General features: G+C 37.9%; 16 protein-coding genes. 13 read left to right on the forward strand and 3 right to left on the reverse strand.

Annotation, left to right across the window (positions count from 1 at the left end; genetic code table 11):
• Window positions 1-161 precede the first annotated feature (161 nt).
• Complete coding sequence (gene tlp, locus V7Z64_RS02845) at window positions 162-389, forward strand: small acid-soluble spore protein Tlp (protein WP_297991707.1); 228 nt, start codon at window positions 162-164, stop codon at window positions 387-389.
• A gap of 108 nt (window positions 390-497) precedes the next feature.
• On the forward strand, window positions 498-917 hold the full coding sequence (locus V7Z64_RS02850) for an acyl-CoA thioesterase (RefSeq protein WP_297991709.1): 420 nt from the start codon (window positions 498-500) through the stop codon (window positions 915-917).
• Window positions 918-936: 19 nt separating this feature from the next.
• Here the strand turns inward: V7Z64_RS02850 and V7Z64_RS02855 are convergent, their stop codons facing one another.
• The gene (locus V7Z64_RS02855; protein WP_297991712.1) at window positions 937-1,224 is read right to left on the reverse strand and encodes a HesB/YadR/YfhF family protein; all 288 of its coding nucleotides are present in this window, start codon (window positions 1,222-1,224) and stop codon (window positions 937-939) included.
• A 164-nt stretch (window positions 1,225-1,388) separates the two neighbouring features.
• Here V7Z64_RS02855 and V7Z64_RS02860 point away from each other — a divergent pair, with 164 nt between their 5' ends.
• From V7Z64_RS02860 to V7Z64_RS02895, 8 genes are all read left to right on the forward strand, one after another.
• Window positions 1,389-1,523 carry a hypothetical protein gene (locus V7Z64_RS02860; RefSeq protein ID WP_297991715.1) on the forward strand — a complete coding sequence of 45 codons (135 nt, stop codon included), beginning with the start codon at window positions 1,389-1,391 and terminating at the stop codon, window positions 1,521-1,523.
• 21 nt (window positions 1,524-1,544) lie between these two features.
• A complete protein-coding gene (locus V7Z64_RS02865; protein WP_297991717.1) occupies window positions 1,545-2,483 on the forward strand; it encodes a magnesium transporter CorA family protein in 939 nt (312 codons plus the stop codon).
• Between the two features lie 146 nt (window positions 2,484-2,629).
• The gene (locus V7Z64_RS02870) at window positions 2,630-4,063 is read left to right on the forward strand and encodes an NAD(P)/FAD-dependent oxidoreductase (RefSeq protein WP_297991720.1); all 1,434 of its coding nucleotides are present in this window, start codon (window positions 2,630-2,632) and stop codon (window positions 4,061-4,063) included.
• Between the two features lie 200 nt (window positions 4,064-4,263).
• Complete coding sequence (gene bioB / locus V7Z64_RS02875; protein ID WP_297991723.1) at window positions 4,264-5,253, forward strand: biotin synthase BioB; 990 nt, start codon at window positions 4,264-4,266, stop codon at window positions 5,251-5,253.
• An 83-nt stretch (window positions 5,254-5,336) separates the two neighbouring features.
• Window positions 5,337-5,531, forward strand: a complete 195-nt coding sequence (locus V7Z64_RS02880; RefSeq protein ID WP_003396097.1) for a hypothetical protein — start codon at window positions 5,337-5,339, stop codon at window positions 5,529-5,531.
• Window positions 5,532-5,765: 234 nt separating this feature from the next.
• Window positions 5,766-5,939 carry a YozD family protein gene (locus V7Z64_RS02885; RefSeq protein ID WP_297991728.1) on the forward strand — a complete coding sequence of 58 codons (174 nt, stop codon included), beginning with the start codon at window positions 5,766-5,768 and terminating at the stop codon, window positions 5,937-5,939.
• Window positions 5,940-6,032: 93 nt separating this feature from the next.
• On the forward strand, window positions 6,033-6,803 hold the full coding sequence (locus V7Z64_RS02890) for a sporulation protein (protein ID WP_297991730.1): 771 nt from the start codon (window positions 6,033-6,035) through the stop codon (window positions 6,801-6,803).
• A 154-nt stretch (window positions 6,804-6,957) separates the two neighbouring features.
• Window positions 6,958-7,266, forward strand: a complete 309-nt coding sequence (locus V7Z64_RS02895) for a hypothetical protein (RefSeq protein WP_080629240.1) — start codon at window positions 6,958-6,960, stop codon at window positions 7,264-7,266.
• Between the two features lie 101 nt (window positions 7,267-7,367).
• On the opposite strand, the gene V7Z64_RS02900 is transcribed toward V7Z64_RS02895, so the two are convergent.
• Entirely contained in the window at window positions 7,368-7,493 is a 126-nt protein-coding gene (locus V7Z64_RS02900) for a hypothetical protein (protein ID WP_003398676.1), read from the reverse strand.
• A 79-nt stretch (window positions 7,494-7,572) separates the two neighbouring features.
• Between V7Z64_RS02900 and V7Z64_RS02905 the strand changes: the two genes are divergently transcribed.
• From V7Z64_RS02905 to V7Z64_RS02915, 3 genes are all read left to right on the forward strand, one after another.
• Window positions 7,573-7,935: a hypothetical protein gene (locus V7Z64_RS02905; protein WP_297991733.1), complete on the forward strand. Its 363-nt coding sequence runs from the start codon at window positions 7,573-7,575 to the stop codon at window positions 7,933-7,935.
• Window positions 7,936-8,040: 105 nt separating this feature from the next.
• A complete protein-coding gene (gene deoD / locus V7Z64_RS02910; protein WP_297991736.1) occupies window positions 8,041-8,745 on the forward strand; it encodes a purine-nucleoside phosphorylase in 705 nt (234 codons plus the stop codon).
• Window positions 8,746-8,814: 69 nt separating this feature from the next.
• On the forward strand, window positions 8,815-9,621 hold the full coding sequence (locus V7Z64_RS02915; protein ID WP_297991740.1) for a M15 family metallopeptidase: 807 nt from the start codon (window positions 8,815-8,817) through the stop codon (window positions 9,619-9,621).
• Between the two features lie 2 nt (window positions 9,622-9,623).
• Here V7Z64_RS02915 and V7Z64_RS02920 read toward each other — a convergent pair whose 3' ends face one another.
• Window positions 9,624-9,893, reverse strand: a complete 270-nt coding sequence (locus tag V7Z64_RS02920) for a hypothetical protein (protein WP_297991742.1) — start codon at window positions 9,891-9,893, stop codon at window positions 9,624-9,626.
• Between the last annotated feature and the right edge of the window lie 189 nt (window positions 9,894-10,082).

Here is a 10,082-nt window from a genome sequence, read left to right on the forward strand (position 1 = left end):
ATCCACAAGTTATCCAGACAAAAGGGGAATAAGGGCGAGTATTCGCCCTTATCATTAGTTTACATAAATATATTATAGTAAATAAAATAGTTTGTATAACATGAAAAGAAAACGCACACGATAAATGGTGTACATTTCACTTCGATGAGGAGGATGACAAGATGAAACCAAATCATGATGATCGTCGCGATAATGTAGAAAAATTACAGGACATGGTACAAAACACGCTCGAAAATATCGAAAAGGCGGAAGAAACGATGGCGTTCGCTAGTCCAGAAGAACGTGAAAAAATTAAGGAGAAAAACGAGCGTCGTGAACAAGCGATTGAGGCAATGAGAGCAGAGATTAAAGACGAAGCGAGAGCGCGAGAAAGAGGATATGAATTGTAAAAAGCCGCATCTGTGCGGCTTTTTATATGCTATGTGACATTTTCTACTTTCCTCATATTTATGGTAAAATGAATATAAAGTATCGTTAAACTCGGAGAGTGAGAAAACATGATGATTTCACAGAAAGAGATTGAAGTTCGCTACGCAGAGACAGATCAAATGGGGGTTGTTTATCATGCGAACTATGTCATCTGGTTAGAAATTGGACGAGCTCATTTCATTCAACAGCTCGGTTTTCAATATGCTGATATGGAGAGAAGGGGAATTGTTTCCCCTGTTATTGATTTGCAAATTTCTTATAAAAAGCCGTTACGATATGGAGAAACAGCAACGATCAAAACATGGGTAGAATCATATGACGGCATTCGAGTCGTTTATGGATATGAAGTGTTAACGTCCAAAAACGAAATTGCTGCCACAGCCACTTCAAAACATGTTTGCGTGACGAGAGAGACATTTCAACCTGTTTTAATTAGAAAATATTTTCCTGATTGGCATGAAGCGTATGAACGAGCGAAAAAAAGATAAAAGCGGGATGCTCCCGCTTTTATTTGTGTGTAAATACTGGCTCGTTTTGTTTTTCGTCAAACTCAATATACAAATCACGGCCGTCAAAATACCAAGTATCGTTTTGTTCAATAAAGAAAGTGATCCCATCGATTTCTAATGTCACTGCAGCATCGATCGGTTTTTCCTTATGCACTCCTAAAGAAAACCCCTTCTGTACGGTGCTACAACCACCATATCGGGCAAAAAAGCGAACGAGGTCTCCTCGTTGCAGTTGAAGCTCTTCTTTATACCATTGAAATGCTTGATCACACATGTGTATATTCATTATGTTCACCATCCTTTATAAACAATTATAGAAGAACAAAAAACATTTTTCTATTTCGGATGCTTCATTCGAGAAAAAATAAAAAAGTAACTATACAAATGGTGGGAAAACATGTATCATTAATCCGTAATGAATGTGGAAGTGAAAGGAGTGACGGTTCCGTTATGAGCAGGGCGAGTACAAATGAACCAGAACCAGCAAGAATAGAGGAAGTAGCTTCGTTTTTTGGCGCTGGAACGTACTGCTCACAAACGAAACAGGCGCTCCAACGGCAAAAGAGCGGCGCTTACCTCTTGTAAATCAGATAGGGGGGTTACGCCATGATGAACATTTACTTATCAAATGAACAAGGAAAATTAGAAGAAATTCATGAACTAAAAAATGGTTGTTGGGTAAATCTTGTTTCCCCAACAGAAAGCGAAATTCGTTATATTGCAGAGCATCTCAATATTCCGATTGACTCGATTAAAGATGCGCTTGACGATGAAGAACGTTCACGTATTGAGAAAGAAGATAATCATGTACTCATCATTGTGGATATTCCGATTATTACGTATGATGAAGGAAACATTCCAACGTATGAAACGATTCCGATTGGAATGATTATTACAAATACATGTTTCATTACGGTTTGTCTTCAAGAAAATCCAATTTTTGAAGAGTTCACAAAAAATAAAGTGAAAAATTTTTATACGTATATGAAAACGCGTTTTGCTTTGCAAATGTTATATATGATTTCAACATATTATTTAAGATATTTAAAACAAATTAATCGCAAAACAAGTGAAATTGAAAAACAGCTACATCAGTCGATGCAAAATAAAGAGTTATTTTCTTTGCTTAGTTTAGAAAAGAGTCTCGTCTATTTTACCACATCGTTAAAAGCGAACAATATTGTGATGGAGCGATTGCTTCGGTTAAACTATTTACGTATGTATGAAGACGATCAAGAATTGTTAGAAGATGTAATTATTGAAAATAAACAGGCAATTGAGATGACGGAGGTATATAGTAGCATTTTGAGTGGGATGATGGATGCGTTCGCTTCTGTCATTTCAAACAATTTGAATATTGTAATGAAATTTTTAGCTGCGATTACGATTGTCATTTCTTTTCCAACAATGGTGACGAGCTTCTATGGAATGAACGTCCCGATCCCATATCAAGATAAACCGTATGCCTATTTAGTTGCTTTAGGTATTTCGTTAGCTTTTTCAAGTATTACAGCATTTGTTTTTTGGAAAAAGCGTTATTTTTAATGGAACGGTGTACACCGTTCTTTTTTTATACAAAATAAATACGAACATTTTTATATTTTATTTTTAAAAAAGATCGTTTTTTATTGACTGTTTAACGAACATCTAGTATATTAACATTCGGAAAATGGAAAGGTGAGGGATGAATGATGAATAATCGTTATGATGTGATCGTCGTTGGTGCTGGTCCTACAGGAATTTTTACTTGTTATGAATTGACATTAAAATTGCCAGGAGCACGCGTGCTGCTTGTTGATAAAGGACATGATATTTATAAACGAAATTGCCCAATTTTGCAGAAGAAGATTGAGAAATGTCCGCCGCCAGTTGGAAAAAAAGATTATGCAGGTTGTTTGCCAGCTTGCTCAATTACGAATGGATTTGGAGGAGCAGGGGCTTATTCGGACGGCAAGTTTAACATTACGAGTGAGTTTGGTGGTTGGATGACCGATTACTTGCCTGCCTCAGTTGTATTACAACTCATTCGTTATGTTGACGAAATTAACTTAAAGCACGGCGCGACTCATGCGCTTACAGATCCACTTACAGATGAAGTGCGGGAAATCGAAAAACGCGCCTATGCTGCTGGATTGAAGTTGCTACGTGCTCAAGTTCGCCATCTCGGCACAGAACAAAACTTAGAAATTTTAAAGAGTATATATGAATATTTACGGACACGTATTGATATGATGTTTAAAGCAGAAGTGGACGATATTTTAACTGAAAAAGTAGATGGTACGAATCACGTCAAAGGAATTCAGCTGAAAAGTGGAGATACGCTATACGCTGACCGTGTTGTAATCGCTCCAGGACGCGATGGTTCTACATGGTTAACAAACATATTGAAGCGTCGCGGATTGAAAATGATAAATAATCAAGTGGATATCGGTGTTCGAGTGGAGACGTCTAATGTAGTCATGGAAGAAATTAATACACATTTATATGAAGGTAAGTTTATTTTTAATACATCCGTAGGGACGCAAGTTCGAACTTTTTGCAGTAATCCGTCCGGTCATGTTGTTGTTGAAAATCATTCGGGTATTATGCTTGCAAACGGCCATGCGTATAAAGATCCAAAGTTAGGAAGCAGTAATACAAACTTTGCCCTTCTTGTCTCTCATAAGTTTTCTGATCCATTTGATCAACCGAATGAATATGCTCATCAAATTTCTCGTTTAGCCAATGCGCTATCGAATGGTGGGATAATTGTACAAAAATATGGAGACATTTTAAAAGGTAGACGTTCAACTGAAAAACGAATTAAAGAAGGATTTATTGAGCCGACGCTAAAAGAAGCCGTTCCAGGAGATTTAGGTCTCGTCCTTCCATACAATACGATGAAAAGTTTAATTGAAATGACAGAAGCACTAAATCATGTTACCCCAGGTATTGCTTCAGAACATACACTCTTTTATGGTGTAGAAGCGAAGTTTTATTCTGCTCGTCCAAAGTTAAACGAACGTTTTGAAACGGAAATTTCAGGATTATATGTTGGGGGAGATGGGGCAGGGATTACACGTGGGCTTGCGCAAGCAGGAGCGTGTGGAGTATGGATCGCTCGAAATATTGTCGAAACGTTTTAGGTATACTTTGTAAAGCATGTTTATCGTTTATAAAGTCATCAGGTGGTGGTATCGTGCTTTCTCCAACAATTAAAAAGTGAAGCTAAACTTCTAGCGGGACATTCCCGCTAGTTTTTTTGTTAACTATTTAAAAAATATTGTTGACATATATAAGTTGATCGAATACGATTATTGGTAATTAGAAGTAAAGGGGGAGAACAATGGATTGGTTATCGTTGGCTGACCGTGTATTAGCTGGGGGAGAAATTACGGACGGCGAAGCGCTTGCAATATTAAACTGTCCGGATGAAGAGTTGCTATTATTGCTACAAGGTGCGTATCGTATTCGTAAAACATACTACGGAAATAAAGTGAAATTAAATATGATTATGAACGCAAAATCAGGATTGTGCCCAGAAAACTGTGGATATTGTTCGCAATCTGCCATATCGAAAGCTTCTGTCCCAACATATAAAATGGTTAATAAGGATACCATTTTACAAGGTGCCAAACGAGCGTATGAGGCGAAAATAGGAACATATTGTATCGTTGCGAGCGGGAGAGGACCGAGTGATAAGGAAATTGATGTTGTTGTATCTGCTGTGAAAGAAATTAAAGAAACATATGGTTTGAAAGTATGTGCTTGTTTAGGAATATTAACGCCGGAACAAGCGCTACGTCTAAAAGAGGCGGGTGTCGATCGTTATAACCATAATATCAATACATCAAAGGAGCATCACCCTTATATCACGACTTCCCATACATATGATGATCGCGTACGTACAGTAGAAACGGTCAAAGAGGTAGGAATATCCCCATGCTCCGGTGTCATTATTGGTATGAAGGAGACGAAACAAGATGTGGTTCGTATGGCAAGAAGTTTAAAGGAGCTAGATGCAGACTCCATTCCGGTGAATTTTCTTCATGCGATTGACGGAACACCGTTAGAAGGGACAAAGGAACTAAATCCGCGCTATTGTTTGAAAGTATTGGCGTTGTTCCGTTACATCAACCCAACGAAAGAAATTCGTATTTCCGGGGGGAGAGAAGTGAATTTACGTAGTTTACAACCGTTCGGTTTATATGCTGCAAACTCTATTTTTGTTGGGGACTATTTAACGACAGCTGGACAAGAAAAACATGCTGATTTTCAAATGTTAGAGGATTTAGGATTTGATATTGATTTTACTCCAGCATCTTATGCGATATAAAAAAGCCGACGTTGTGTGTCGGCTTTTTTATATGTACATATACTATTACTAATCATCATGTTTAACATTGGAGTGACATTCATGTGATATCAAGGAAATTTGAAAATGAGCGGCTGCGCCGGAAACAAGAAGAACGAGAGATTATTGATGGGTTATTAGATATTTATAACGACTACAAATGGCTATACGATCGATTTGGCGATGAACAATATAAACAAATGATGGAGCAAATTGTCGAGCAACTCAAAAAATTTACCAAGCGGAAACGACGCGAATAAAAATCATAAATATTTCCATACCACATACGTGAAATAAGGAACACAAAAAAAGATGATGCTATAAAATAATGTATTCGTGATCGTTTCCATCCATCGATCGATCCGTTCATCCATAAGCTTGTCCTCCGTTTCTTTTTACTTTCAACGTATGTGTGTATAACGGCAAATATACATAAAAAACGGGTGACATAAGTGAATGATTTTCTCATAACATAATACAAAGGGGGCGATATTGTGAAAGAAATTGAAGTGGTTATTGATACGGAAGAAATTGCAGAGTTCTTTTACAATGAACTTGTTCGGAGGGGCTTTGTTCCAACAGAATGTGAAATTGAAGAAATAGCAGACATTATGTTTGATTATTTGATTGAAAAATGTATTATTGATGAGGAAATGATTGATGAATAAAACGGCGGTCGTTCCGTCGTTTTTTATTTGAAACATTTTCTTTTTTCGTGCGTATAACATATAGGAAATGAAAAATAAGGGGAGGCTATTTCCATGGGCTTATTTAATAAAGTATTAGCAAGCATTGGAATTGGTGCAGCGAAGGTAGATACAAAATTGTATGAGTCACAATTATCGCTTGGTGAACGTATGGCAGGGATTGTCGAGGTGACAGGGGGGAGTATAGATCAACAGATTGACGATATATATTTATCCCTTTGCGCTACATATACGAAAGAAGTAGATGATCGAAAAGTGACGAAACACGCAATTATTGAGAAGTGGAAAATCGCTCAATCTTTTGTCATTCGTGCAGGAGAAAAGAAAGAGTTTCCGTTTTCTTTTTCCCTTCCGCTCGATACACCGATTACAGTCGGAAAAGCCAGAGTATGGTTACACACGGGACTTGATATAAAAAATGCAATTGACCCAACAGATGAAGATTACATTCGTGTTCAACCTAATCGAGTGATGAACGCAGTATTTCAAGCGATGGAAAACTTAGGATTTCGATTGAAAGAAGCCGAATGTAAAGAAGCCGCTTATCGTATTCGTAAACGACTCCCTTTTGTTCAAGAATTTGAGTTTGTACCAGTTAGAGGAGAATTTCGCGGGAAGCTTGATGAGGTGGAAATCATTTTTTTTGCCCAAGGGACAAATGCGTTTGAATTGCTTATTCAAGTAGATCGACGCGCGCGTGGGCTGGCTGGATTGTTTGCGGAAGCACTCGATTTAGATGAAACGTTCATTCGTGTGGCGATTAATGAGCAGCACATCCAAACATTACAAACAGATCTTGCTTCACTCATTCGACGATACGCTTAAAAAGATTGGGGGCTCCCAGTCTTTTTTTTATGTATAATTATGTCGGAACTTTATATATATTCGACAAAAATAGTAAAAAAATGAAAAAGGAATCGACAAAACGAATCGCTAATAGTTACAAAAAGAAAAAAGGGAGTGGATATTGGTGATTCGGATGTTTATGGAGAAAATATTAAAATCAACGCAATGTTATGATGTAACGCTTTTTCAAACCCCGCAATTTGGTCAAATAAAAGGGTATCGCCAAGTATATCGCTTAACAGTAAACGGAGAAGATCACGATGACGTATTAGCAGAAGTTTATCGAATGTTTAACGTTCCTGATCTAGTGCCGAAAGATTATGATGCACGCTACGTAGGGACAGGCGACATCTTGCTTATTGACGAAGGAAGATATGGACAATTTTTTTATCGCTTAAGCCCAGATGGATGGGAGCGCATTCACCGCATGCATGTGCGATAAAAAATGTCTTTAAATGTTCACAAAATTGTGCTATATTGTATATAGACAATTAGCACAAGGTTAGAGTATGATGAATATTTCCCCTTGTGCAAACAAGGGGATTATTTTTTCCGCTTTTCTGCACTATACTCTTTATCGTGTGCTTCAGCTTCGGCGGTCAGTATTTCTTTTGGAACATGATTATTTTTCTTTGGGCTATTGATACGATTGCGGTGTTTTTTTCCCAATTGGAACCCTCCTTTACATCAAGTTACTTATTAACATCGACAAGATGACAAAAAATATACATATGAGGTGGGATGAGCAATGTTTGCATTCATTATTTCTGCGGTCGTAGGGGTTATTGCAATTTTTTGTTCATTGTTTATTAAATTTGAACTAGAGCGGCTCATTGGGCGGAGAAAGAAAATTTTCCTTCTTCATCTCGCTAACATTAGTATAACTAACGTTGTTATTGCAAGCGCTTACTATGTATTTAGTGGCATGTTCGAAACAAACGCACATCCGTTTTATCTCATTTATTTAGCTTCTTTAGAAGCGATGTTGCCAATTTACGTTGTTTGCTACCTCGTGTATGAACATTACGAGCAAGCAAAGAAAAAATATGTTGTCAGTGAAGATAAAAAAGTTTTATACGTGAAGCCGAAGTATTTTCGTAAAATATCTTGAGGGGGGATCCCCTCTTTTTTTGTACATGAAAAACAATACTTTAGCGAAACATAGGAGTATGGTATAGTATATATGCAAGAATGGACAGAAGGAGGAGGATAAAAAATGAGTGTTCATATTGGTGCAAAAGAGCATGACATCGCGGATAAAATTTTACTTCCTGGGGATCCGCTTCGCGCAAAATATATTGCCGAAACGTTTTTAGAAGGGGCGACTTGCTATAACCAAGTTCGTGGCATGCTAGGATTTACTGGTACATATAAAGGGCATCGTATTTCCGTTCAAGGAACAGGGATGGGGGTTCCATCCATCTCTATCTATATTACTGAACTGATGCAAAGCTACAATGTTCAAACGTTAATTCGTGTTGGAACGTGTGGAGCGATCCAGAAAGATGTCAACGTTCGTGATGTCATTTTAGCGATGGCATCTTCAACCGATTCTCAAATGAATCGTATGACATTCGGAGGCATTGATTATGCTCCAACGGCTAACTTTGACTTGCTGAAAACAGCATATGAAATTGGAAAAGAAAAAGGATTGCAACTAAAAGTTGGAAGTGTCTTTACAGCCGACATGTTTTATAATGAAAATGCGCAATTTGAAAAGCTAGCCCGTTACGGCGTGTTAGCGGTAGAAATGGAAACGACAGCGCTTTACACTTTAGCTGCTAAATTCGGTCGCAAAGCGTTGTCAGTATTAACGGTAAGTGATCACATTTTAACAGGAGAAGAGACAACGGCTGAAGAACGACAAACGACGTTCAATGAAATGATTGAGGTTGCGCTTGAAACGGCTATCCGTCAATAAGTAAATAATTAGAAAGCTCCTGTGGATTACTTTCCGCGGAGCTTTCTTCCATTCGTGAGGGAGAAAGAGATGAAAAAATGGTTATATTGTTTTGTTATGGTCATTAGTGGCTGTCAATCGTCTGGGTTGTATGAGCAAGAACAAAAACCTAGTCCCCCTACACAAGTCGAGCAGCCGGCACGATCTTCTGAAACGCCAGCGCCGTCTTCTGAAGCGGGGGAACACGAGGAGCTCGTACTTGAAGAACGGTTTTGGAACCAGATTGAAGTGCAAAATGGGGTAAAAGTCATTATTAATCCGGACAACATATTAGCTCTAGTAAATAAGGAGCAACAATTGCCAGCTAACTACAAACCGGCTGACTTAGTCATTCCGAATGTTCCGTTTACGTTCAAAGAAACAAATGTCGAAAAACGTTATATGCGCGCAGAAGCCGCCAAGGCGTTAGAAGCGATGTTTACAGCGGCAAAAAAACAACAAATCATGTTGTATGCAGTGTCAGGTTATCGTTCGTATGAGCGACAACAACAATTATTTGCTTCTGAAGTTCAACGATTAGGGGAAGAAAAGGCGGTTGTTGCTGTTGCGATGCCTGGAAAAAGTGAACATCAAACAGGATTAGCGATCGATATTACAAGTCCAAACGTTCAATATGCGATAACACCTGCATTTGGCGATACATTAGAAGGAAAATGGGTAGCCGAGCACGCGCATGAATTTGGTTTCATTATTCGCTACCCGAAAGGAAAAGAACATATAACAAAATACCAGTATGAGCCTTGGCATTTGCGTTATGTCGGTGAAAAAGCTGCCAAAGTAATTTATGAGAAACAAATTACGCTAGAGGAGTACTTTCAAATCGTAAAGAAAATATGAGACTACAAACAGTAGAGAACACGATATCGTTTAAATAGGTGAGCCAGTTTTTTAGACACGTAAATGTATAATTCAGATTGATATACAGCAGTTAGCGCTTTACGCAAATGTAGTTGTTTTACAAATAATTCAATTTGGCGTTTCGCATATTTCATTGCTTGATGTTGTGAAATAATTTGTTTTTTCTTAATCTTTAATTCGATCTCTGCCAATAATGAGTTGGAAAAGCGGAGGATCGCTGCCTCTGTTTGACCGATAAATTGTGAAATCATCGTTTCAACCCCTCCTCTGTGCATATTTACAAAATTGAAATATACTTTACAATACATTAACATATTTCTTTTTAAAAAAATGTCGGAATGCGCGAAAATGTTTCGACAAAAAAGGAGCTACCGTGAAAGTAGCTCCTTTTTATAGTACGATGGCCGCGATCCATGCGAAAATAATAACGGGAATATTGT

This window comes from Anoxybacillus sp., assembly GCF_036834105.1.
GTDB lineage: Bacteria > Bacillota > Bacilli > Bacillales > Anoxybacillaceae > Anoxybacillus.

Coding starts and splice junctions, on each gene's coding strand:
- V7Z64_RS02895 (WP_080629240.1), top strand. CDS start 6,958: ATGTTTATGGAGAAAATATTAAAATCAACGCAATGTTATGATGTAACG.
- V7Z64_RS02860 (WP_297991715.1), top strand. CDS start 1,389: ATGAGCAGGGCGAGTACAAATGAACCAGAACCAGCAAGAATAGAGGAA.
- deoD (WP_297991736.1), top strand. CDS start 8,041: ATGAGTGTTCATATTGGTGCAAAAGAGCATGACATCGCGGATAAAATT.
- V7Z64_RS02855 (WP_297991712.1), bottom strand. CDS start 1,224: ATGAATATACACATGTGTGATCAAGCATTTCAATGGTATAAAGAAGAG.
- V7Z64_RS02850 (WP_297991709.1), top strand. CDS start 498: ATGATGATTTCACAGAAAGAGATTGAAGTTCGCTACGCAGAGACAGAT.
- V7Z64_RS02890 (WP_297991730.1), top strand. CDS start 6,033: ATGGGCTTATTTAATAAAGTATTAGCAAGCATTGGAATTGGTGCAGCG.
- bioB (WP_297991723.1), top strand. CDS start 4,264: ATGGATTGGTTATCGTTGGCTGACCGTGTATTAGCTGGGGGAGAAATT.
- V7Z64_RS02915 (WP_297991740.1), top strand. CDS start 8,815: ATGAAAAAATGGTTATATTGTTTTGTTATGGTCATTAGTGGCTGTCAA.
- V7Z64_RS02865 (WP_297991717.1), top strand. CDS start 1,545: ATGATGAACATTTACTTATCAAATGAACAAGGAAAATTAGAAGAAATT.
- V7Z64_RS02870 (WP_297991720.1), top strand. CDS start 2,630: ATGAATAATCGTTATGATGTGATCGTCGTTGGTGCTGGTCCTACAGGA.
- V7Z64_RS02920 (WP_297991742.1), bottom strand. CDS start 9,893: ATGATTTCACAATTTATCGGTCAAACAGAGGCAGCGATCCTCCGCTTT.
- tlp (WP_297991707.1), top strand. CDS start 162: ATGAAACCAAATCATGATGATCGTCGCGATAATGTAGAAAAATTACAG.
- V7Z64_RS02905 (WP_297991733.1), top strand. CDS start 7,573: ATGTTTGCATTCATTATTTCTGCGGTCGTAGGGGTTATTGCAATTTTT.